Raw genomic sequence first — 22,737 nt, 5'->3', positions numbered from 1 at the left:
GGCTTTTTGCTTTGCTATTTTTTCTTTGTTGTGCCGTTTTAAAGCTCACCCTTGAAGGGATGAGCTTTTTATGTTGGCAAAAAGTGGCATTTATCAGCAGTCAGCTTGCTACCATCTTATGTCCTTTATACATGAAAGGGGGGTGTATCGATGCTGATCGTATATGATTCCAAAACAGGAAATGTGAAACGCTTCGTCCAAAAACTAGATTTTCGCTGTATACAAATTTCCGATGATATCGTCATAAACGAACCTTTCATTCTGATTACATATACAACGGGATTTGGACAAGTTCCTGAAACGACACGACAATTTCTAACGCAACACTCTCAATGGATGAAGGGAGTTGCAGCTAGCGGGAACATGAACTGGGGGACTCGCTACGGACTTGCAGCTGACCAGATAGCCGAACAATACAATGTACCATTAGTCATGAAATTTGAATTGAGCGGTACCAAACGAGATGTAGAAACTTTTAAGCAGGAGGTATTTCACTTTGTCCACGCAACTACCACAATGGATCACGTTGAACAACGAAATTATGGTGAAGAAAGACGGGAAATTTCAGTTTCATAAAGATTTAGAAGCAGCGAAGAGCTATTTCGTTGATTACGTAAATCAGAATACGGTCTTTTTCCATAACTTACGTGAGAAGATTAACTACTTAATTGAAAATGACTACTATGAAGCTGAAGTGTTTGAAGGCTATGAATTTGCCGATGTCGAACGGGTCTATCGCTATGTATATGATAAAAAATTCCGCTTTCCCTCCTTCATGAGTGCATTCAAGTTTTATAATAATTATGCAATGAAAACGAACGATGGAAGCAAATTCCTTGAACGTTACGAGGATCGAATTGCTGTAGTTGCCTTGTTCCTAGCAAAAGGGGATAACGAAAAAGCGCTGCAATATGCAGACTTGTTAATCTCACAAGAATACCAGCCTGCTACTCCTACCTTCTTGAATGCAGGGAAAAAACGCCGCGGAGAGCTGGTTAGCTGTTTCTTGCTTGAAGTGGATGATTCAATGAATTCGATTGGGTTCTCTATTAATTCAGCCTTGCAATTAAGCAAAATTGGCGGCGGTGTAAGCTTGAACCTGAGCAAAATCCGTGCGGCTGGCGAGCAGATCAAAGGATTAGATGGTAAAGCTAGCGGTGTTCTGCCTGTAATGAAGCTGTTTGAGGATGCATTCTCCTATGCAAATCAGCTTGGTCAACGCGATGGCAGTGGGGTTGTTTATCTCAATATTTTCCATGCTGACATTCAAGAATTCTTAGATACCAAAAAAATCAACAGTGATGAGAAAATCAGAATTAAAACCCTATCACTTGGCGTTGTTACACCTAATAAATTCTTTGAGCTAGTAGAAAAAGATAAAGACATGTACCTATTCTATCCTCATACTGTGTTCAAAGAGTACGGGCAGCACTTGGACGATATGGACATCTCCAGCATGTATGACGAGCTGGTCGATAACCCGCGTGTTCGCAAGAAAAAAATCTGCGCGCGTGATCTGATCATGAAATTAGCTCAGATCCAGATGGAATCTGGTTACCCATATATTATGTATGTTGATAATGTTAATGAATATCACGCATTAAAAGAGATTGGCCGAGTTAAATTTTCTAATCTGTGCAGTGAAATCGCTCAGCTTAGCGAAGTTTCCACCATTAATGATTATGGGGTGGAGGATGTTATTAACCGCGATATCTCTTGTAACCTAGGCTCGCTTAACATTGTAAATGTAATGGCGAATAAGAGAATGAGAGACACGATTCATCTAGCCATGGATGCTTTGACAGAGGTGAGTGACCGCACAAATATTTCGATCGTTCCTTCTGTGGCAAAGGCAAACCGAGAGCTTCATTCTGTTGGCTTGGGAGCTATGAATCTACACGGATTCCTGGCTAAAAATAAGATTCCTTATGAGTCAAAAGAAGCGATAGATTTCGCACGTACATTCTTTATGATCTTGAATTTTTATTCAATAGAACGTTCTATGCTAATTGCAAAAGAGCGAGGAATTACTTTCCAAGATTTCGAGCGCAGTGAATATGCATCCGGCAGTTATTTCGAACGTTATCAGCAGCACGATTACTCGCCAAAAACCGAAAAGGTTCAGCAATTGTTCGAAGGTCATCATATTCCTACGAAGGAAGATTGGTCTCGCTTGCAGGATGAGGTACAAACCCACGGACTTTACCATGCCTATCGTTTGGCGATTGCTCCAACGGGCTCTATTTCTTATCTACAGTCCTCTACGGCATCTATTGCACCAATTACACAACGTATCGAGGAACGCGAATATGGTGATTCCAAAACGATTTATCCGATGCCGTTCTTAGATGATGACAATTTCTTCTACTACAAAGAAGCATATGACATGAACATGTTTAATGTGATTGATCTAGTAGCAGAAGTCCAGGTGCATATAGACCAGGCGATTTCTACCATTCTGTATGTAAAAGATGACGCAACCACACGGGATTTGGCTATGTATTATATCTACGCTCAGAAAAAGGGCTTAAAGACACTGTATTATACCCGTACAAAGAAAAAAACCATTGAGGAATGCGTTAGTTGCAGCGTATAAGAGAGGAGCATCGCAATGTCTAAATTTGAAGCAGTCAACTGGAATGAACCGGAAACCCAGTATACCGAGATGCTATGGACGCAAAATACATCTCAGTTCTGGCTAGATACAGAAATTCCAATTTCAAAGGACTTAAAGTCATGGACGAATTTAACGGACAATGAACGGGATACGTACATGAAGGTATTAGGCGGGCTAACTTTGCTTGATACAGAACAGGGAAATGTCGGCATGCCCATGATCGCCCAGCATGTTAAAGAAAAGCAAAAGAAAGCAATCCTGATTTTCCAGGCAGCGATGGAAGAGATTCACGCGAAGAGCTATAGCACGATTTTTACAACAGTAGCAAGCTCTGAGCGGATTCATGAAATTTTCCAGTGGGTAAAAGAAGATAAACATCTGCAGTATAAAACAGCAGTTATTGATGGGATCTACAGAGATATCAAAGATGGCGACGATATGAGCCTATATAAAGCGATGGTAGCTTCCGTATTCTTGGAGAGCTTCCTGTTTTATTCCGGATTCTTCTATCCATTGTTTTTAGCAGGTCAAGGGAAAATGGTAGCCAGCGGAGAAATTATCAAGCTGATCATCCGTGATGAAAGTGTGCATGGTGTATTTGTCGGCTTGCTAGCCCAAGAGGTTTTTGCTAGATTAACAGAAGCTGAACAGGAGCAAGCAACGTTGTTTGTGGATGAACTTCTCCAAGCTCTCTACAAAAATGAATTAGAATATACGGAAACCCTGTATGATTCCATTGGTTTAACACATGAAGTGAAAAAGTATATTCGATATAATGCGAATAAAGCTCTAATGAACCTAGGGCTCGAACCGATTTTTGATGAAGAAGAAGTTCACCCTGTTGTATTAAATGGGATTCGTACAGAAACGAGTACGCATGACTTCTTTTCCACAAAAGGAAGCGGTTATCAAAAAGGGAAAGTGGAGCCGCTCCATGATCAAGACTTTGATTTCTTGAATCAGCGTGTAAAGGATACCTCATTCTAGTAAGGTATCTGATGCTGATAGCGGCTAACAAGCCTTGCATGCAAGCGACAACCGAAATTGTGCAGTTTGTAAACCGCAAGCTAACGAAGAGGACCGTAGTTGGAATAAAGCCCAGCTACGGTCCTTTTGTATAATTTGGAAGTGTAAATAGATTGAAAATTCGGTTGAATGTGCAAGCTGTATGCGATATATTACATATTGAATAAGGAGGGAAGACATGCCAATTCCTAGTAATTATGTAGCACCTATTCGAGTGTCAGCCAAAGACCGTGCCTTCTCTCACATTCAAAGATGGATCATAGATGGAACACTAGAGCCAGGTGAAAAATTGGTAGACATTCAACTGGCGGAAGCATTAAACGTGAGCAGAACACCTGTAAGAGAAGCTCTTCAATTACTTGAGGTACAGGGATTGGTCGATATGAAACCAGGGAAAGAGACTAGAGTGACTAATCTTGAGAAGGAAGATATCCTAAAAGTTTATCCTACACTTGCAACATTACATGCCCTGGCAGCCGAATTTGCTTCTGTGCACATCTTGCCTCAGCATATCGAGCAATTGCAAGAATGGAACGCAAAATTTGCAGAAGCGATTGCCAGAGAACAGCCTTTCCAAGCGATGGAGTATGACGAGCAATTCCATAATCTAATAACAGATGTTGCAGATAATCCGTATTTGAGCAAGTTTCATGTATCCTTGCAAAATCATATTCGTCGTTTTAAATATGTATTTTTAAAGCAACCGTGTGAGATGAGTCAAGCTTCCATTCATGAACATGAGGACATAATTCTTGCGTTACAAACTGGGGATAAGGAAAAACTTGAAACTAGCATTAAGCAAAATATTCTTAGACCTATGCGAGAAATATATGCACTCATGCAGCAAATATAGATAAAGAAATCACAGGGAGGCTTTATGATGGGATTTGTGGAGAGAGTCAGTTCTTTTGCAGGCAAGACATTTACCGTGTGGGTCCTGTTATTTTCTGTCATTGCTTATATATTTCCTAAGCATTTCACATGGATTGGGGCATCTATAATTCCATTGCTTGGCATCGTGATGTTCGGTATGGGTTTAACTATTTCAGCGTCTGATTTTAAGGAGGTATTTCGCCGTCCAAAAGATGTGGCGTTAGGTGTTATTGGGCATTATCTTGTGATGCCGCTATTGGCATTTATCTTAGCTTATTTCTTAGATTTGCCGCCAGAAATTGCAGTTGGTGTTATTTTGGTAGGGTGCTGTCCAAGCGGTACTGCTTCTAATGTGATGGTATTTTTATCAAAAGGAGACGTAGCTCTTGCTGTAGCGATCGCTTCTGCATCAACGCTACTTGCACCTGTTGTTACGCCGTTTTTAATTTTGCTGCTTGCAAGTAAATGGGTCGATATAAATATTTGGTCCTTATTTTATTCCATTATTCAGGTGGTTATCATTCCGTTAGCTCTAGGACTCTTGGTGAAAAAGTATTTTGCAAGACAGGCAGCCGCAAGCGTCAAAGCCTTACCGCTGGTGTCGGTAGTTGCCATAGTGATGATTATCTGCGGTGTAGTAGCTGGGAATCAGGAGAAACTAGCTTCAGCGGGATTGATGATTTTCGCTGTTGTCGTCCTTCATAACGTACTTGGTTTTCTGCTGGGCTTCCTGTTTGCTCGTCTTTGTGGAATGGACTTAGCCAAACAAAAGGCTGTAGCTATGGAGGTAGGTATGCAGAACTCTGGTCTGGGAGTCGCAATTGCAACCGCACATTTTTCTCCTTTAGCAGCAGTACCAAGTGCTATTTTTAGTGTTTGGCATAATATTTCAGGGTCTGTATTGGCATCTATTTTTAGTAGAATGAGAGAGAAGCATGAAAAGGATATGGACCAAAAGACATAAGGGAAGAGAAGAGCCGATTGATACCTCAAAAAGGATAGATCAGGCTCTTTTTTTGTTATTTTTTAATTGATGTGAAGAGAAGAAGAGTGAGTAGAGATAGATCGATCTTTTGGGGGTTGTCAGGATGCACCACATATAACAACTGGAGAACCTTATGGGTAGTTGGATGCTAAACAAAACGAAATATCCCTATTGGCTTCTATTCAATCAGAATGCTTTTTTATTATTGCCATGTACGACGTGTGCTGTCTTACCAGCAAAAAACTTGGTAGCGATCGCATGCAATAAGGTTACGATACGGTCCTTACTCACGATTTCATTAATAGCAATAACAGCCTTGCCCCCTCCATCTGCAAGTTAGGTTACATCTTCAGCTAAAATATCCGTAATTTCTTGAGCGTTTCCTTTTGATAAAGCGGTGATCAATTGATTTGTATGCTCTTCTTGAATTTGATAGGGTCTTGTATTTTCTTCTGAAAGGTCTTGTATTTTTTTCGTTGCCCTACTAGATCAGCAGTGGAGTGTTTGACCTCAAACGAGGCGATTCCTATTTATAAAGAATAAAATGGAAACCGGTGAGGCAGACTTCACTCATATGAACAATCGTGAGGGTGAACAGAATGCCAGAACAGTACGGTAAAGTAAGTGAACAGCTGTCAGATAATATTCAACGGCTGAAGTCCATTTTCTCTGACGCGCCTGATCTGGTCTACAGGAGTATCGAGTCGCCGCACGCAGACGAAACGATGCTCGTCTATTTTGAAGGCTTAATCGATATGAACTCAATCAATAATGATGTCCTTCGTCCGCTTATGGAATCGCTTTCAATGACGGAGGGCTCCCTTCCTATTAGCGTGGGTAAAATCAAAACAGAGTCCGATATGGAACAAATTGAAAAGCTGCTCCTTGATGGCAAGAGTGTGCTGTTTCTTTCTGGCTCTTCGGACGCTTACATCCTTGATACAAGCGGATGGCCGCAGCGATCGATTGCCGATCCGTCGATCGAAACGTCTATTCTAGGCTCGCATCAGGGATTCGTCGAAACGGGCTCACAGAATATCGCCCTGATTCGGCGTTATATTCCTAACCGTGAACTTAAAATTAAGCAGGTCAAATCAGGGGCGCGTTGCCCGGTTAACCTATCTATTATGTATTTACAGGATGTGGCCTCCCCAGAGGTTTTACAGGAGCTTGTTCAACGGATCGAAAGACTGGATATCGACTGTATTATCAATACGGGCGAACTGGTCGAGCTGATCGAGGATAGTGCATTTTCTCCGTTCCCTCAGCTATTGGTGACAGAGCGAGCTGACTCTGCTGCTTCTCATATTTTGCAAGGTCGATATGTCGTCATTGTTGACCGATCGCCGAGTGTGCTTGTCGGACCGGTGTCGTTTGTTTCATTCTTTCAAAGCGTAGATGATTATAGCATGCGGTGGATTTATGCTTCCTTCATTCGCTTGCTCCGTTTCATTGCTTTTTTTGTCGCACTATTTTTACCGGCGATCTACATATCTTTCATTACTTTTAATTATGAGGTTATTCCCATTCAGTTAATCCTGTCAGTCGCAGAATCCAGAGAAAGGGTTCCGTTCCATCCGCTCCTTGAGGCATTCATTATGGAAGTAACACTGGAAATGATGCGAGAGGCAGGAATTCGGCTACCGGCTCCGATCGGGCAGACCGTCGGACTTGTTGGCGGTATAATTATCGGGCAGACAGCCGTACAGGCAGGAATTGTCAGCAATATCATGGTTATCGTCGTTGCCTCTACAGCAATTGCGTCCTTCATCATGCCTAATTATGATATGGGGACTGCGATTCGCTTCCTGCGTTTTCCGATGATGCTGATTGCTTTTTTATATGGCTTTATTGGCATTGTATGCGGTGGCATGCTTCTTGTCTCTCATTTGACATCGCTAACCTCACTTGGAGTCTCATATGGCACTCCGTTGGCTCCTATCCGTTTTACCGATCTGAAGGACACATTCGTACGCTTTCCATTGTGGTTGATGAGAACACGTCCAGCTGGATCTCACCCTAAACAGCTTCGGCGGCAAGGTAATAATAAGCCGGGAGGAGGCACTTCATCTTGAGTGGACATAGCAAATACCGTATCAGTTTTATGCAGTACACCTTGCTAATTCACAGTATTCAAGTGGCAACTAGCGTCTTGTCCCTTCCACGTCAGCTTGCGGAGATAGCCTCTACCGATGGTTGGATTGCGCTGGTGCTGTCTTGGCTGGTTAATTTGGTATTTAGCGTCATTATGGTTGCTGTAATGGCGCAATACCCGGAGGATACTTTTTTTCAATTGTTGGAACGTCTCTTTGGAAAAATCATCAGCAAGCTGCTTATTGCGTTGGTAACTTTACATTTCGCATTTTCGGCATGGTCTACATTTATCTCAACTATGCTGTATACAAGAGCATGGTTTTTGACCATGACATCGATTCCGTTTATTATGCTACTGATTGTTATTCCTGCCTACGTAACAGCGAGGAAGCATATTCTTGCTATCGCTAGATATTGTGAGGTTGTATTCTTCCTCACAATATGGATGGCTCCTGTATTGCTGATTCCGCTGCGTGAGGGTTATTTCATTCACCTCCTTCCCATTATCAAGGAAGGCTGGGAACCCATCCTGCAAGCGATGCCGACAACGACAAAAGCCTATCTCGGATTTGAAATTTTATTCATCATCTATCCGTATCTTCGCCGCAAGGATCTGGCAGTCCATGGTATCGTGCTGGGCAATACCTTGACTATGCTTATTTATGTGTTCAGTACACTTGTCTGCTTTATTTTTTTCAGTCCAGAGGAGATTCTGGATTACAATCAACCTGTTTTGAACCTGCTGAAGCTCATCGAATTCCGCTTCTTGGAGAGGTTTGACATCGTTTTCCTAGCTTTGTATTTATTTGTTATCTCGACCTCGTTAATTCCATTTATATATGGCGCCTCCGTCAGCGGAGCAAGTCTATTCGGCACAAAAAACCACGGCCCGTATGCACTCACAATCTGCATCGGAACTGTCTTGATTGCCTCGTGGCTGACGCCCTCTTGGATTGATTCGTTGCGCTGGAATCAGTGGGCAAGCTATATCGGTCTGATCGTTTCTTATCTCCTGCCTGTTCTACTTTATCTATTCATCAAGGTGTATCAGAAGAGGACACCAAAGGAGGCGAGTCGATAATGCGCCAGATTTTGATAATCGTAATGATGCTGTCCGTACTTTCCCCAATCTCCGGCTGTAGCTATACGACGATTGAGAATATGACTTTGTCGCTGGTTATTGGGATTGATCTGGATAATGACGGGAATTTGGTGTTCACGATATCTAGTCCGGTCTTCTCGAAGGAGGCGAAAGATAAAGAAGAAGAGTTTGAGGTCCGTGCTGCAACCTTGCGACATTCGCGCGAGGGCTTCGATAAGCGGGCTTTGGGCTTGACTACGGCAGGCAAGACACAGATCGTAATTATTGGAAAAAAACTCGCCAAGCAAAAGGATTGGTCAATACTCCTTGATCCGTTTTATCGAGACCCCAAAAGCACGGCCACGGCACGTGTTGTCTATTATGACGGTTCCATTGACGAAATAATGCGCTATACGCCTAAAGACAAGCCCCGTTTACCATTGTATTTGTCAAACCTTGTGGAGACAGGTTTGTTTCGAAATGAGACGACCAAAACCACCATACAGGAATTCCATCGTCAATTGAAAGACGACGGGATTACACCAAGCATTACGGCGCTTCGCAAGGAGGAGGAGCTTGTCTTGGCCGGTACGGCGTTATTGGACAAAGCTTCCCGCGTCAAAATGTTAGTTGGTTCAGATGAAGGAAAGCTGATTTATATCTTGCGAAAAAAAATAAGGGGAGAATTTCCTTTTACGTTACACCTGCCGAATGCTCCAGGACAAGACATTGATAAAGTGGACACGAAACGAATTAGCGTCAATCTCCAAAGCATCAAGACAACAACGCAAGCCCGATATGAAAGAGACCGCTTTATATTTGACGTGAATGTTCATTCCACTGCAACTATATCAGAGCGTCTATTCCCATTCAATGTGATGGAATCACCAGAGGAATTGGAAAAAATGATCGAAGAAAATCTGGAACAAAAATTCTCCACCATGATTAGCAAACTACAAAAAGCGAAACTTGATCCAGCCGGATTTGGTATGTACGCGCGAGCTTATACCTATCCGCAATGGAAAAAGGTGAAAGAAAACTGGCTGGACCATTTTCAGAAATCGAGAGTAAATATCAAGGTGAAGGTAAAAATCATTGGTATGGGGGCTGTCAAATGATCAACGTCAGAATAAATAAATAGTCGTACTGTAGATGATTCGCTTGTATTTATTATGAGGTTGTATGTAATGGCAGGGGGATAAGCGGGACATTGCTTTTGTAAGTTGAAGTTGAAAAATGAACCGCTGAGCAAATATATGAATGTAAATGTCTATGAAAGCGGATGAACCATAAAGAAAAGAAGCTCTTTTTTGATGAGGGCTTTTTTTACTTTTAAGTGAGTCGCTTGGTGGTTGCCTATCGAAATAAGTTGACATACTGTTGACAATAAGAAAATCCAAACATGGTATGCTCATCCGGACAAAGAACCACTAGTTTCCAATAATGGGCAGTATAGTGCAATCAATAGACAATCAATTAAGCGGCAGGGAAGCGTTCTGTTATGTTGAGCGATTTATAGGAAGATGTTGACAACAACTAAACCTACACGATAGTATTGCTTTGCGTAAAAATTTTGTTTTACGGAGGCCCAATATTATGGAAATTTCAAAGGGAGTAGAAATGCTTCATCTAGATTTTCATGGGAATATTATTCACCCAATTCTTTTGTGGAATCGAGAACTGGCTGTTTTAATAGACACAGGATTCCCAGGGCAATTTGAAGATTTACGCATGGCCATGGAAAAGGTAGAAGTGTCGTTCGACAAACTAAAAGTTGTGATTTTGACGCACCAGGATGTGGATCATATAGGCAGTCTTCCTGAGATTTTGCAGGAGTGTGGCAATAATGTTAAAGTTTATGCACACGAACTGGAAAAGCCGTATATTCAAGGGGAGATACCGCTTTTAAAAGACGGGCACCTTGAGAATCCACCGAAAGGCAAAGTGGACGATACCTTGATTGACGGTCAGGAACTGCCGTTTTGCGGCGGGATTCGCGTCATCCATACTCCCGGGCATACTCCCGGTCACATCAGCCTTTATTTAAGGCAAAGCAAGACTCTCATTGCCGGGGATTCGATGTACAGTGTAAACGGGATTCTAGGAGGAATTCATGTTCCGACCACACCGGATATGAATGCAGCTCGTCTCTCTTTAAAAAAATATGTAGACCTCGACATTGCATCCGTGGTTTGTTACCACGGGGGATTAAGTAATATAAATGTTAATGATCAGATAGTAGGACTTAGCCAAGGATTATAAAGGTAAAGTTTCAGCAGATTATCTTTTGGTGAAACGATGTTGTTACGCTATCGGATTCAATAATTAAATAGTGGTAGACGCATCAACTTTATTTTCAACGAACACGTGGTGGATACACCTTTCGGCTAGATATTTTTAAAGGACGTAGTCCACACGGGAGTTGTTGTCGATAGATTGTGCTTCGTCTACCGAGAACGACTTTCCAAATTTTTCCAACAAATTAAAATAAGTGATACCAATGTATTCCTAAACTTATTGTGGCCACTTCTATCGATTGAGCTCTACTAACTATTTGGGAACATTGGTCTTGCAGGAATATACTTGTTATCACACGAATCAGATAAAATCTGCAGTGAGCTTTTATGGTTTTTCCTACCACTTTTAGGATTGGAGCTGGTACTATTAAAGACCCCTGATATAACACTGGGGCACTACACTTATTTTGGCGCTGCACACATATGAGCATTTAACCCGTCAATTGACGGGTTTATTTGTTTTTCTAAAAATGCCAAAGTCTAGGAGGGCTTCTATCAACTCTATCGTATTTAAAGGTCTCAATAACAAGGAAATTCTAACTAATATACCCCTTAGTAGATGAAGCTCTTATGACATGTGGGGCTAACTGCTGCTAGAATTCTTGAGATTATTTTGAGCAAGACCACCTGGCGGTATAATTCTGACATGCTGCATGGATAATTAAATTGATGAAAAGGTACAGCTTGACACATCATCGATTTCAAGGATATTATGGATACAATAAATCCGTAATTGAGGTGCATTCATGAGATTCACAAAAGCAACAAACTATGCTCTGCACACTATGCTAGCGCTCGTTGCCGATTCTCCGGTAAAGCCGGTAGGTGTTCAACAGTTGGCGGAAGCCCAAGGCGTCTCACCAACTTATCTTTCCAAAATTTTAACAAGGCTTGTGAAAGCAGGGATGATCGAATCAGTTTCAGGAGCCAACGGAGGATACCGGTTATCTCGCAAAAAAGACGATATTACCTTTTTGGATATTATCCACGCTATTGAAGGCACCAGTTCTTTATTTGAATGTGATTTTCTCCATGGTGACGAATGCCAGATACAAGCTGTTATGATGGAAGCGGAACAGAAAATGGAGTCGCATCTCAAAAAAATGAAATTGGCAGACCTAGCTCAAAGGCAAGCGCAGGTGTAAGCTGAATCACTTGAAATGAAAGGAGGCGGACAGTTGGTTACTTAGAAAAGTGTTTTTATAACTTAATTATAGATATTATGAGTCTGTAATATCTTGTTAAATGAAGATGAGCGTCATGCCTTACAATTTTACAATTACTGGCAGGGGATTTGTTCCACATGAATGAGTTGCAGAACGTTGCTGTGACCTTAAAAGCCTTTTCCGGCCATTAGATATGGAAGAGGTAGTAAGGCTAATGAACGAGGGGAGTGGGCCATAGGAGAAAGTCTACCTGATCAGCAAGGATGATATGCTTATGTGGCAATGCTTACATACCGATTATTTTATCGCCGATATTTCATTACATGACACCCTGTACACAAGTATTTGGCAGCGAAAAATATAACGAAATAAAGTAATCACAGGAGGCTATTTAGTATGGAAAGTACATGGAATGAGCGTTTTTGTTCAGAGGAATACATCTATGGAGAAGAACCGAACGCGTTTATTTATCAACAAGCTTTTCGATTAGAAGAATGTCCAAAGGTTATAGCCTTTGCAGAGGGCGAAGGTAGGAATGCTGTTTTTCTGGCAAGCAGAGATCATGAAGTGACGGCCATTGATTATGCGGAGAGTGGTCTGCAAAAAACGAAAAAACTGGCTCAGAAGTATGCTGTTGAAGTTCAGACTAAAAAGGTAGATCTGATGGCAGATAACGTACCAAACGAGGAATATGATGCCGCAATCATGGTATTTGGACATTTTCATAGAGATGCGCAGGAAATGATCTTTCATAAAATGAAAAACGCTATCAAGCCTGGTGGAATCATTATGCTTGAGGTGTACTCCAAGGACCAAATACATTATGGAACAGGTGGACCCGCAGACGTAAATATGCTGTATGAGCCACAGGAAGTTCTGTCTTGGTGTAAAGGTCATGAGGTGATTCATTTCTTCTATGGAGAACAAGAGAGAGTGGAAGGGAAATTACACACGGGTTTGGCCCATGTCATTCAGCTTGTAGTAAGAAAAAAGTAGAGGGGGGAAGTATAAATAGCCCTGTTGCCAACTAAATTTGATGGTGTAAAAGTCTATCAGAGTAGAGGAATGGGGGACTGTCTGCAAATGACTTATAATATTCCATTAGCAGGAGTGAATCACTGTCGCTGACAGAATTCGAAAGGTGTAATCGATGTGCTTAGATCCAAAAAGGGAGAAAAATAAGAGGGTCTTGACATTGTACGAAGCAGACGTGCATATCCGTACGTAAGGGTGCGAAGACGGGATGCTGTAGCTATACGTTTACCGGGAAAGCTAGCTACTTATTCTTATGCCTGTTATTCAATGGTTGTGATATACCGGTCTTTTTATAGATATAATTAGTCTTTAATATCTCTTATTAACTTTGGAAAGAGTTAGTGAATAGTTCCTACCCACGGATTTCTAACCAGACATAGTATAAAACGCTTCATTTTAGGCGATTTGCTCACAGGGAGGTGATGAAATATACGTCGGTTCATCAATGTCAGACGAAATTAGCGGAATTAGGAAGTAACAATGAGGCAAGGCATAGTTACATCTTAATACCAAACCTGTGCAGTCATGACCTTTTTTCGGACTGCGCTGTCATTGTCGGATGGATACGAAGTACAAGCAAATGGCAGAGATCGTACGGTTGGAATGCTTAAAGACTTGAAGCATTCCAACATCGAAGCATTGAAACATTGCAGGCTATCTTCTGTACCAATCGGTTGTTTAAGGTGTTGTTCGGGACATCTGTAAAAAATGAAGAAAGGGAGGAAACTGCAAATGACCATTTGCCATTCTATGGATATTACCTTTAAAAGTGACTTAAAAAGCGAGGGCTTTACATTAGTCAATTTTTGGGCGCCTTGGTGCGGACCCTGCGGCTTTTTTGGTTCTGTGTTTGAAGAGTTTGATCGGGAATACAGCAACGAAGTGAGGCTCCTCAAAGTTAATGCAGATGAAGAAACCAATACTGCCAATCATTTTGGAATTATGAGCATACCTACTACTATCCTGTTTAAAGATGGTGAGCCAATCGACAAAATAGTTGGAGCTGTTCCTCTCGAAAAATTAAAACAATTCATCGCCGATAAAAAAGATGGCACGGCCTAAGAGCAAAAAATGTTCTGTGCCGGCACACAATTAATAATTATCGAACTAACTTGTTTGGATCAAACAAGGTTTCTGTGAACAGAAAAGCTTTTAACGAAAGCCGCCAATTAATGACAAGGCGGCTTTCGATTCGTTAAGAAGGTAAAATCTTCTTATCACGCTTTAGCAAAACAAAATTTTCACCATGGCAGTAACTCCTGTAAAGAAGAAGTGTTGGTTAACGCGTATCAAATTTTAACCATGCCTGTAACATTTAACAGATGAACAAGTAAGTTTTGGAAGATTAAGCTAAATAGTAAGATGAAAAACAGCGTACTTTACTGGAAATTGTTTGTAACTGGATTCCTAGTAACAAATTTTCATTTGCAGAAAGCAAAGTTGGAACCATCGTTGTTACAATCGGCATCCGGCCTTGTGGAGCTATATGGAAATAAGCTTTAATTTATATGATATTCAATAGAAATATTAAAAATTACTGTTGGTAACAGCATTATTTAATATTTCTATTTATGAAAATCTATATTACATTTGATGACGATGATCTAGACATCCCTAAACAACCAGCTTCAGAAGTTTCGCTAAAGTAGTTATGTTTGCCGGTAATTATTCAGCATGTAAAAGATGAAAAAAGAAGTGAAGTGATATAGGATCTTGGCAAAAAATTCATGGAAAAAATAAAAGAACAAATGTACTCTTGCTAAGAGCTGCAAAAATTTACGAAGGCATATATTTAAATAAGAAGAGCCTTCATACGGAATTTTGGATGGGTAGTAAGTGAATCAAAAGTAATTCTATTAGCACTAGTTATAGTGAAAAGCAGTGACGAGGAAGGATTCGACTCTGTGTTTCATATCGTAATACAAAGTCCAATTGTGAAAACCATCATTGAAAGAACAGATATTCAAGGAGATATAACTGTAATCAATGTATCATTACAAGAACAAAGGTTACAGCGATCAGGACATAAGCTAACACCTGAACAGCTTTTGATATAGACTAGGGTTTAAGCCCATTGCTAAGTTTGTATCTGTTGAATGAAAAGCCGTGGGATATTGAAGAAGAAAACGACGATATTGTTAACGAAAAATTGAAAAAGATTGCATTTTTTCGGATAGGAAGATACTGTAAATTTATACGGGAAATATCAGAATTCCTATAGTTTCTAATTGCTACCTGACTAGTTTTTGAGGGGAGCGAATAGATTTATCTTCGCTTTATAAACGGGAATATTCGCATGTATTTTAGCAATATTCCAAAAGTTATTCATCCCATACTCTGCTTACAGTAAAAATGTCAAAATCAGAGAGCTTTACTAATTCAAGAGTCATAGTGCTACTTATAACAAGAAAATCAAGGCTGTGTAACTCCAAAATGAAGGTCTGCTCGTTGAAAAGATGAAGGTTTTTTCTTTGGAATACGAGAAAGGATGTTTCGTTTTTGAAAAGGCAAGCTATTAATCTCACTATTTTATGTACCCTAATATCTACGTTATTATCGGACATACCTTCATTTATCACGAATCCAACGGCAGTATATGCTTCTCCACAAAGCCAACAGGAATTAGTCAAGTGGTTTAAAGAAGCCGCAGATGAATACAATGTTCCTATTAAATTACTTATTTCCATAAGTTGGATTGAATCGATGCTAGATGATCACGACGGAGAGCCTAATAATATGAATGGATATGGATTTATGAATTTAGTGTCAAATCCAAAAAGAAAAACACTTGAACAGGCTTCAGAAATAACTGGAATTAGTATAGACGAATTAAAAACATCAACTCAATCAAATATTAAAGGCGGAGCCGCCATATTGGCAAAATATCAGCAAGATATTACAAAGAACAAGAATCTTTCAAAGGATTATAAAGATTGGGTTAAAGCAGTAAAGTTGTATAGTGGTGCTGATTCTGATCAGGTGAGGACGCATTATGCTGAAGATGTTTTTCGTTTAATAGAAAATGACTTAATTGATTTAACCAGTGAAAATTTAATCAAGCCATCATCAGAATATTCAAAAGAATATAAAGAAAGGAAAGCCCTGCCCCAACTTGATATTAAATGGATTCCAGCCCACGAATCTAACTATGATTTTACAAAACGATCTGCAAAAGATATTACGCATCTAGTGATTCACGTAATGCAAGGCACATATGCTGGCTCCATTGATTGGGCACAAAGAGAACATGGTGGCAAGGGTGCTTCTTCTGCTCATTACTATGTGAGTGATGATGGTGAAATCACTCAAATGGTTGATGACAGAAATGTAGCTTATCACGCAAGAAGTGCAAATCCCTACACAATTGGCATTGAACATGAAGGATATATAGATGATCCAAAATGGTTTACCAATATTATGTACAGAGAATCTGCAAAGTTGGCAGCAAAGTTAGCCTTAACTTATGATATCCCCATAACCAGAAGACACATTAAGGGACATAGCGAGTATCCGAACCAAACACATACGGATCCAGGGGAATATTGGGATTGGGATTACTATATGAAAAATATAAAGGTGTATTATGATAAATTTGTAAATAATGGCCGGTAATGAAATATTACTGCCCTTAAATAAGGAGGCTTACAAATTGAAGAATTTGTGTTATTTGCTGGCAGTAGTCATTTTTCTTTCAGGCTGTGGACAGAATACGAAAACATCTCAACAGGGGGACAAATTACAATATAATGGAGTATCATTAGGAGATTCATATAATAAAGTGCTGCAGCTATACGGAGTACCAGAGTCAGAGGATGTCAAGGGAGAAACAAAATTACTGGCATATCGAAGTCAGAAGGGATTGTCCCATACTCTGCTTTTGCAAAACGAGAAGGTAATAAAAAGCACCTTTTATATGGAGTATCTTGAGGGAGACAAGTTGCCAAGAACAAAGGAAGAGGTTATCAAAACGTATGGGACAGAGTATCAAATGGAAGAAAAGGCTTGTTATGAATCCACTACGTGTGAAAATTATGTTTATACTTTTGGAAACGAGATACTAGCGTTTTTAACCTCTTGGGATAATCAAAAAATTGATGTAGTAACCTTACAAACAAAGGAATCTGATACTGTTGAGTAGTTGCACTATGCTTTTATAAATAAAATGTAGCAGGTAAAATTATGACCGACCGATTTCGTAAAGGGTGCTCTTATCTTATAGGAGCATCCTCTATATATGTAAGTCCTCCAAATTAAGTTGACTTTAGTTGAATGTAAGAGATGGCGAAATTGGTTTTATAGCGTAGGGCGAACCCAAAAAATCCAGGATGTTTTGTAAAGGATACACCCATTTCACTGAAAGCAGGGAAAGAGACTCAGTTTTACATATGTACGAATCGTGTAGATACAATCTAGTGATACAAATACTTTACATAATGTTTATTAAGTAAATAAAAATGGCTAGAGCATACCAGCTTCTTCTATTTTGTGCTTGGTCAAGCAACTACCATCATCTTTTCCTTTTTCATAGTGCAGGAAACCCTAAGAAATTTTACATCCTAGTGTTGTCATTTGACTTTTATGTTTTTGTTCATAATTTATAGAAATTTATGTTAATTATTCCGTTTATTGAATATGCTATTAGATATTATCTTATAAAGCTACATTTTTTGAAAAATGACTTATCTATCAAGTGCAACGTTAGAATTAGCGGAATTTCAGGTAGCAATTACAAGGCTTGGTTATATACTGCCGGGAATAGGACAAAGCAGGGTATCGCCAGCTAATTTGAATCTGCCTCTTTGAATTCAAAAGCGTTGTTTAATAAAAAGTTTGTACATATTTAATGAAGAAAGTGGGGATTGAAATGCAAAAAGAAGTGGTAGCGATTCAGGTAAACGATGTTTGATCAGATGGTAAGAGTAGAGTTATTACCAAATGTTCAGCGCATGCTTCCGCTTATTATTCGACCGATATAGATGTGGAGGTTTGATGTCAAAATGCTAGCTATTGAAAGCATTAATGCAATTATTCAGCGAACGTTTGACGAAACACGCATCCCAGGTTTTCAATAGCCGTTCTCAAGAGTGAGGAAATCGTTTACGCCAAGGGATTTGGCAGTATTAATAAGGAAGAAGGAGGGCCTCCTGTAACTTGCGATACAATTTTCCGCATTGGCTCTCTGGGTAAGCCGCTTACAGGAAGTGCCATAATGCGGCTTATAGAAGCAGGGAAGGTAGAGCTAGATATACCGATTATAAATTACGTTCCTGAATTCCGCCTTAGTGATCCGGAGGCTACTAGGAAAGTAACATTGCGTATGCTACTGAACCATACGGCAGGATTTCCAGACGGCGGCGATATGGTTGGCAAGCGGACTTACGTTTTTTAGGGATACTTACAAGGGAGTTCAGATGATAAGGCACGCCGGGGCAATCAGTACATACAACAGTGCAATTCTTCTTGTACCGGAACAAAAAGTAGGTGTCATAACACTTTCCTCACAGGATTATGGCTGGACTGAGGCACATGAGATTCTTGACCAAATGCTTGAGCTGCTTAAGCAGATGCCGAAAAGGATTTGGAGCAGTCAGCTTTCAGGAACCGTACGTGGATAAATCTCAATGGTCTAACTATGAAGGAACGTATATCGGTTTTTTAAAGGGCGCGGCTCAGGTAAGAATGGCTGATAAAGAGCTATATTTGAATTTGAATGGCGAAGAAAGACAACTATTTTACGTCAGAGAGCATTTTTTTATCACCTACGATGACGAACAGGAACCGCTCGATCATATCGGTTTTATTCCTAAAGACGGGGAAGCTGCTCCGTACATCATGGTCAACAGTTCCCCATGCCAAAGAACGGCCGAACGTTTGTATCAAACTGATTCATCCTTGTGGCATAAGATTGAAGGGGATTATACGGACAATGTTCTCAACTTTTCATTCCGAGTGGATGACAGAGGTCCTGTGTTAATTGATGAGGATACCGAGACGATTTATTATCCCTCTTAAGGATAATCTGTTCTATGTAGATGAATTTGGATTAATGGAGTTTACAGAAACAGAAGAAGGTATGATGCTTACTTTTCAAAATACCTGGCGATACTTAAAGGTTTAAACAAGATAATTTTCCTAAAAACATTGCACGCGCAAAATAAAGAGGTGAGTGTTTAGAGGCAGCTTATTTAGACCAAGTGGATACCTTAGATTACTCATTTTTCGATATATCTCCCAAAGAGGCACGTGCAATCGATTCTTCGAACAGACAAGCGCGAAGCTTTGATGACAGCTCAGATGGGACTTGAGCAGGCGAGGGGATTGTCTCGGTTTTGCTGCCGTTAAAAATGGCGCTGCGTGAATGTGATCACATTTATGCTGAGATTAAAGGAAGTCTCTTTACCGATTGTAGGATGGTTAACTGATGGGAAAATTTTGATTTTTATCATGTAACGAACAATATACCCTGAACGGAGCTAGTGTCAGCAGCCTGATTTCAAGGAGGATGAAATCAGGCCTGCTCTTTGCTCCGGTAACCTAGGAAACATGTAGGCTTTTTAGAATCACTAAACAAAATGACAAGCGACATAATGATTGGTCCCGATTTCCCGATAAGAGGGGGCTTGCTCCAAGCACAATCCCGTTGCATATGGGCATCTAGTATGAAATTTGCAGCCAGATGGAGGATTAGCTGGACTTGGAATTTCGCCCTCTAGCACGATTCTTTCTCGTCTAACTGTCGGATCCGGAATAGGCACAGCAGATAGAAGTGCCTGAGTATAAGGATGCTGGGGATGTGCAAATAATTCATCCCGCGGAGCCACCTCCATAAAGGAGCCTAAGTACATTACTCCAATCGTGGTACAAAGGTGTTCTACCACGCTTAAATCATGTGAAATAAATAGATAGGTGAGGGAATGTTTTTCTTGTAAATCTTGAAATAAATTGATTATTTGGGCCTGAATGGAAACATCAAGTGCTGATACAGGTTCATCTGCAACGATAAAATCAGGCTGTAAAATGATAGCCCTAGCAATACCGATACGTTGTCGTTGACCACCTGAAAATTCATGCGGAAATCGATCATAATGATAAAGGGCAAGACCGCACAGGTCCATTACCTGCTGAACGCGTTCACGTAGATCACGCTTGGCTGCCATTCCATGATCAAGCAGTGCTTCTCCAATGGCATCTCCAATCCGCATACGAGGATTAAGAGAGCTGTACGGGTCCTGAAAAATAAACTGCATGGAAGGGCGCATCCTTCGTAGCTCTTTTGGTGAGAGTGTAGACAGATCAATGCCTTTATAAAAGACATCACCTGATGTCTTCTCAATCATTCTCAGGATCGTGCGTCCTGCCGTACTTTTTCCACTTCCTGATTCTCCGACCAGTCCGAAGGTTTCTCCCTTCCTGATCGTAAAGGAGAGGTCATCAACTGCTTTTATCTGCCCCCCGCCAGCCGGAAAGGGACCGTCCCCTAGAGGAAAATATTTTTTTAAATGCCCTACATCAAGTAATAGCTCACTCATGTTTGCTCCTCCTCATACAACCAGCAGGCTACTTTCTGTTCATCGGATACAGGGGACAGGTGGGGCTGTTTAATAAGACATTGTGGTTTACGATGCTCACAGCGTTCTGCAAAGTAGCAGGAATCACCTAACCCAATCGGATTGGGAACCTGGCCGGGTATTGAATAGAGCCGATTGGTTCGTTGGTTCATTATTGGCTTCGAACGTAATAATCCCTGTGTATAGGGGTGCTTTGGCTGGAGAAACAAATCAATAACAGGCCCTTCTTCTATCACTTTGCCTGCGTACATAACGATGACATAATCAGCCATTTCTGCAACGACACCTAAATCATGTGTAATCAAAAGGATAGCAGTGTTTGATTGGTGCTTAATTTTTCGCAATAGGTCTAAAATCTGAGCTTGAATTGTTACATCTAGTGCCGTAGTAGGCTCGTCAGCAATTAATAAACGCGGGTTGCAGCTAAGAGCAATGGCAATCATGATTCGTTGAAGCATTCCGCCGCTTAATTGATGGGGATAAGAACGAGCAATCTCCTCTGGGCGGGCAATTCCTACTAGGGAGATTAATTCAATTGCTTTTTCGAACGCAGTTTTTTTGTTTACGTGGAGGTGCTCGATTAAAGGTTCCATGATTTGTTCACCGATAGATAATACAGGATTTAAAGAAGTCATCGGTTCCTGAAAAATCATCGCTAATTCATTTCCGCGCAATTGTTGCATGTCCGTTGTATTGATCTTCAAAAGATCTCGATGATCAAACCAGATTTCCCCATTGACGATTTTACCCACAGGCCCTGTGATAAGACCCATAAGAGACATCGCTGTAACACTCTTGCCGCATCCAGATTCGCCTACAATACAGACGATTTGCCCCGCATTAATTTGAAAGCTCACATCATCGACGGCTTTTACAATCCCTTCATCCGTATAAAAATAGGTAGAGAGATGTCTGATATCCAAGACTGTCTCTGGTGGCTCCTCAGTGTGTACATGTATATTTTCGGTTCCAGAAATAGGGCCTAGCTCTTCACGATGTTCAATTGGATGTAAGCTAAAAGGCTGTTTATTTGAATCATTCATATGTCGTCCACCTACTTTTTCATTTTCGGGTCTAACGCATCCCGCAATCCATCCCCTAAGAGATTAATGGAGATGACTGTTGCAAAAATGGCTAAGCCAGGCGGAATCCAGAGCCATGGTCTTTTTTGAAAATCAATGAGGGTGTTAGCGGAATCAATCATGTTACCCCAGGTTGCGGTAGGGGGGACTACGCCGAGTCCAAAATAACTAAGCGTTGATTCGCTCAGGATTGCTCCCCCGACGCGTAAGGTTGCTACAACAATCAGCAAAGGAAAAATATTGGGAAGCAGATGGCGAAATAAAATTCGACTATTGCGAAGACCCAGAACCTTAGCTGCTTGAATATATTCTTGCTCGCGCAGACTCAAAATCTGGCTACGAACCAGACGGGCCAAACCTGCCCAGCCTACGAAGCTAAGCATAATCATGACAATATACAGACGGTAACTCGAAGGAACCTTCCACTCTGATAATACAGCCGCCAGAATAAACAGCATCGGTAATTCAGGGATGGTCATCAGGATATCTGAAGCACGCATAATACTTGCGTCTGCCCATCCGCGAAAATATCCAGCTAGAACACCAAGCAAGGTTCCAAGAAAGACGGAAAGAACCATGGAAGCCAGCCCCACGGTCAAAGAGATTCGACCGGCTTGCATCAGACGAGTTAAAATATCACGACCCAGACCATCGGTTCCCAGCCAATGGGACATACTCGGCGGTTTGTTGATCATTGCAGCATTAATTTTTCCTAATGTATAAGGGGAAAGCAGTGGCCCTAGAAAACAAAAGAGAAAGATGGCAACAAGAAAACAGAGGCCGATAACCGCTATTTTGTTCTTTTGTAATTTCGTAAAGGATTGTCCCCATAGTGAGGATTTCGGATGATAAGAGGCTGTTTTAATGCCAGTCTCTAAGTTATTTTTACCAATCGCGTTCATGTGTGCCCCTC

The 22,737-nt window shown here is 40.9% G+C and carries 20 protein-coding genes; 17 read left to right on the top strand and 3 right to left on the bottom strand.

Features of this window, described 5'->3' with window-relative positions; translation table 11 throughout:
• The first annotated feature begins 150 nt into the window (after nucleotides 1–150).
• The 17 genes from nrdI to QZ995_RS08915 all read left to right on the top strand — a co-directional run bounded on the left by nrdI (nucleotide 151) and on the right by QZ995_RS08915 (nucleotide 19,186).
• Nucleotides 151–576 (top strand): class Ib ribonucleoside-diphosphate reductase assembly flavoprotein NrdI, encoded by a 426-nt coding sequence (nrdI, locus tag QZ995_RS08995; RefSeq protein ID WP_031415099.1) that lies wholly within the window; start codon nucleotides 151–153, stop codon nucleotides 574–576.
• Complete coding sequence (gene nrdE / locus QZ995_RS08990; RefSeq protein ID WP_301805961.1) at nucleotides 542–2,596, top strand: class 1b ribonucleoside-diphosphate reductase subunit alpha; 2,055 nt, start codon at nucleotides 542–544, stop codon at nucleotides 2,594–2,596. The genes nrdI and nrdE overlap by 35 nt, the downstream gene beginning before the upstream one ends.
• 15 nt (nucleotides 2,597–2,611) lie before the next feature.
• Nucleotides 2,612–3,604, top strand: coding sequence for a class 1b ribonucleoside-diphosphate reductase subunit beta (gene nrdF, locus QZ995_RS08985; protein WP_301805759.1), 993 nt, complete (start codon nucleotides 2,612–2,614; stop codon nucleotides 3,602–3,604).
• Between the two features lie 217 nt (nucleotides 3,605–3,821).
• Nucleotides 3,822–4,496, top strand: coding sequence for a GntR family transcriptional regulator (locus QZ995_RS08980; protein ID WP_301805758.1), 675 nt, complete (start codon nucleotides 3,822–3,824; stop codon nucleotides 4,494–4,496).
• Nucleotides 4,497–4,523: 27 nt separating this feature from the next.
• Nucleotides 4,524–5,480: a bile acid:sodium symporter family protein gene (locus tag QZ995_RS08975; protein ID WP_301805959.1), complete on the top strand. Its 957-nt coding sequence runs from the start codon at nucleotides 4,524–4,526 to the stop codon at nucleotides 5,478–5,480.
• Nucleotides 5,481–6,100: 620 nt separating this feature from the next.
• The gene (locus QZ995_RS08970; protein WP_301805755.1) at nucleotides 6,101–7,576 is read left to right on the top strand and encodes a spore germination protein; all 1,476 of its coding nucleotides are present in this window, start codon (nucleotides 6,101–6,103) and stop codon (nucleotides 7,574–7,576) included.
• Complete coding sequence (locus QZ995_RS08965) at nucleotides 7,573–8,676, top strand: GerAB/ArcD/ProY family transporter (protein WP_301805752.1); 1,104 nt, start codon at nucleotides 7,573–7,575, stop codon at nucleotides 8,674–8,676. Before QZ995_RS08970 ends, QZ995_RS08965 begins: the two co-directional genes overlap by 4 nt.
• Nucleotides 8,676–9,794, top strand: a complete 1,119-nt coding sequence (locus QZ995_RS08960; RefSeq protein ID WP_301805751.1) for a Ger(x)C family spore germination protein — start codon at nucleotides 8,676–8,678, stop codon at nucleotides 9,792–9,794. The genes QZ995_RS08965 and QZ995_RS08960 overlap by 1 nt, the downstream gene beginning before the upstream one ends.
• A 478-nt stretch (nucleotides 9,795–10,272) precedes the next feature.
• Nucleotides 10,273–10,938: an MBL fold metallo-hydrolase gene (locus tag QZ995_RS08955; RefSeq protein WP_301805749.1), complete on the top strand. Its 666-nt coding sequence runs from the start codon at nucleotides 10,273–10,275 to the stop codon at nucleotides 10,936–10,938.
• A 781-nt stretch (nucleotides 10,939–11,719) separates the two neighbouring features.
• On the top strand, nucleotides 11,720–12,118 hold the full coding sequence (locus QZ995_RS08950) for an Rrf2 family transcriptional regulator (protein WP_301805745.1): 399 nt from the start codon (nucleotides 11,720–11,722) through the stop codon (nucleotides 12,116–12,118).
• Nucleotides 12,119–12,535: 417 nt separating this feature from the next.
• Nucleotides 12,536–13,135, top strand: a complete 600-nt coding sequence (locus tag QZ995_RS08945; RefSeq protein ID WP_301805742.1) for a class I SAM-dependent methyltransferase — start codon at nucleotides 12,536–12,538, stop codon at nucleotides 13,133–13,135.
• A gap of 771 nt (nucleotides 13,136–13,906) precedes the next feature.
• The gene (trxA, locus tag QZ995_RS08940; RefSeq protein WP_301805739.1) at nucleotides 13,907–14,236 is read left to right on the top strand and encodes a thioredoxin; all 330 of its coding nucleotides are present in this window, start codon (nucleotides 13,907–13,909) and stop codon (nucleotides 14,234–14,236) included.
• A 1,437-nt stretch (nucleotides 14,237–15,673) separates the two neighbouring features.
• Nucleotides 15,674–16,786: an N-acetylmuramoyl-L-alanine amidase gene (locus QZ995_RS08935; protein WP_301805737.1), complete on the top strand. Its 1,113-nt coding sequence runs from the start codon at nucleotides 15,674–15,676 to the stop codon at nucleotides 16,784–16,786.
• 37 nt (nucleotides 16,787–16,823) lie between these two features.
• On the top strand, nucleotides 16,824–17,312 hold the full coding sequence (locus tag QZ995_RS08930) for a hypothetical protein (protein WP_301805734.1): 489 nt from the start codon (nucleotides 16,824–16,826) through the stop codon (nucleotides 17,310–17,312).
• A 930-nt stretch (nucleotides 17,313–18,242) separates the two neighbouring features.
• Nucleotides 18,243–18,563 (top strand): serine hydrolase domain-containing protein, encoded by a 321-nt coding sequence (locus tag QZ995_RS08925; protein WP_366919689.1) that lies wholly within the window; start codon nucleotides 18,243–18,245, stop codon nucleotides 18,561–18,563.
• Between the two features lie 22 nt (nucleotides 18,564–18,585).
• Complete coding sequence (locus QZ995_RS08920) at nucleotides 18,586–18,789, top strand: hypothetical protein (protein ID WP_301805731.1); 204 nt, start codon at nucleotides 18,586–18,588, stop codon at nucleotides 18,787–18,789.
• Nucleotides 18,782–19,186, top strand: a complete 405-nt coding sequence (locus tag QZ995_RS08915) for a hypothetical protein (protein ID WP_301805730.1) — start codon at nucleotides 18,782–18,784, stop codon at nucleotides 19,184–19,186. Before QZ995_RS08920 ends, QZ995_RS08915 begins: the two co-directional genes overlap by 8 nt.
• Nucleotides 19,187–19,737: 551 nt before the next feature.
• On the opposite strand, the gene QZ995_RS08910 is transcribed toward QZ995_RS08915, so the two are convergent.
• From QZ995_RS08910 to opp4C, 3 genes are read right to left on the bottom strand one after another with little or no spacing between them, the layout of a single operon-like run.
• A complete protein-coding gene (locus QZ995_RS08910) occupies nucleotides 19,738–20,703 on the bottom strand; it encodes an ABC transporter ATP-binding protein (protein ID WP_301805726.1) in 966 nt (321 codons plus the stop codon).
• A complete protein-coding gene (locus tag QZ995_RS08905) occupies nucleotides 20,700–21,785 on the bottom strand; it encodes an ABC transporter ATP-binding protein (protein WP_301805723.1) in 1,086 nt (361 codons plus the stop codon). Before QZ995_RS08905 ends, QZ995_RS08910 begins: the two co-directional genes overlap by 4 nt.
• A gap of 11 nt (nucleotides 21,786–21,796) precedes the next feature.
• Nucleotides 21,797–22,726 (bottom strand): oligopeptide ABC transporter permease, encoded by a 930-nt coding sequence (opp4C, locus tag QZ995_RS08900; protein WP_301805720.1) that lies wholly within the window; start codon nucleotides 22,724–22,726, stop codon nucleotides 21,797–21,799.
• Nucleotides 22,727–22,737 lie beyond the last annotated feature (11 nt).

This window comes from Brevibacillus laterosporus (assembly GCF_030489605.1).
Lineage (GTDB): Bacteria > Bacillota > Bacilli > Brevibacillales > Brevibacillaceae > Brevibacillus_B > Brevibacillus_B laterosporus_E.
Note: the sequence above shows the minus strand (reverse complement) of the source record. Positions and strands in the feature narration are given on the sequence as shown.

What these genes read in the sequence shown, in the direction of transcription:
- QZ995_RS08950 (WP_301805745.1), top strand. Translation starts at nt 11,720, where the DNA reads ATGAGATTCACAAAAGCAACAAACTATGCTCTGCACACTATGCTAGCG.
- QZ995_RS08910 (WP_301805726.1), bottom strand. Translation starts at nt 20,703, where the DNA reads ATGAGTGAGCTATTACTTGATGTAGGGCATTTAAAAAAATATTTTCCT.
- QZ995_RS08905 (WP_301805723.1), bottom strand. Translation starts at nt 21,785, where the DNA reads ATGAATGATTCAAATAAACAGCCTTTTAGCTTACATCCAATTGAACAT.
- nrdI (WP_031415099.1), top strand. Translation starts at nt 151, where the DNA reads ATGCTGATCGTATATGATTCCAAAACAGGAAATGTGAAACGCTTCGTC.
- QZ995_RS08970 (WP_301805755.1), top strand. Translation starts at nt 6,101, where the DNA reads ATGCCAGAACAGTACGGTAAAGTAAGTGAACAGCTGTCAGATAATATT.
- QZ995_RS08960 (WP_301805751.1), top strand. Translation starts at nt 8,676, where the DNA reads ATGCGCCAGATTTTGATAATCGTAATGATGCTGTCCGTACTTTCCCCA.
- opp4C (WP_301805720.1), bottom strand. Translation starts at nt 22,726, where the DNA reads ATGAACGCGATTGGTAAAAATAACTTAGAGACTGGCATTAAAACAGCC.
- QZ995_RS08975 (WP_301805959.1), top strand. Translation starts at nt 4,524, where the DNA reads ATGGGATTTGTGGAGAGAGTCAGTTCTTTTGCAGGCAAGACATTTACC.
- QZ995_RS08955 (WP_301805749.1), top strand. Translation starts at nt 10,273, where the DNA reads ATGGAAATTTCAAAGGGAGTAGAAATGCTTCATCTAGATTTTCATGGG.
- QZ995_RS08920 (WP_301805731.1), top strand. Translation starts at nt 18,586, where the DNA reads ATGATAAGGCACGCCGGGGCAATCAGTACATACAACAGTGCAATTCTT.
- QZ995_RS08945 (WP_301805742.1), top strand. Translation starts at nt 12,536, where the DNA reads ATGGAAAGTACATGGAATGAGCGTTTTTGTTCAGAGGAATACATCTAT.
- trxA (WP_301805739.1), top strand. Translation starts at nt 13,907, where the DNA reads ATGACCATTTGCCATTCTATGGATATTACCTTTAAAAGTGACTTAAAA.
- QZ995_RS08980 (WP_301805758.1), top strand. Translation starts at nt 3,822, where the DNA reads ATGCCAATTCCTAGTAATTATGTAGCACCTATTCGAGTGTCAGCCAAA.
- nrdE (WP_301805961.1), top strand. Translation starts at nt 542, where the DNA reads ATGGTGAAGAAAGACGGGAAATTTCAGTTTCATAAAGATTTAGAAGCA.
- nrdF (WP_301805759.1), top strand. Translation starts at nt 2,612, where the DNA reads ATGTCTAAATTTGAAGCAGTCAACTGGAATGAACCGGAAACCCAGTAT.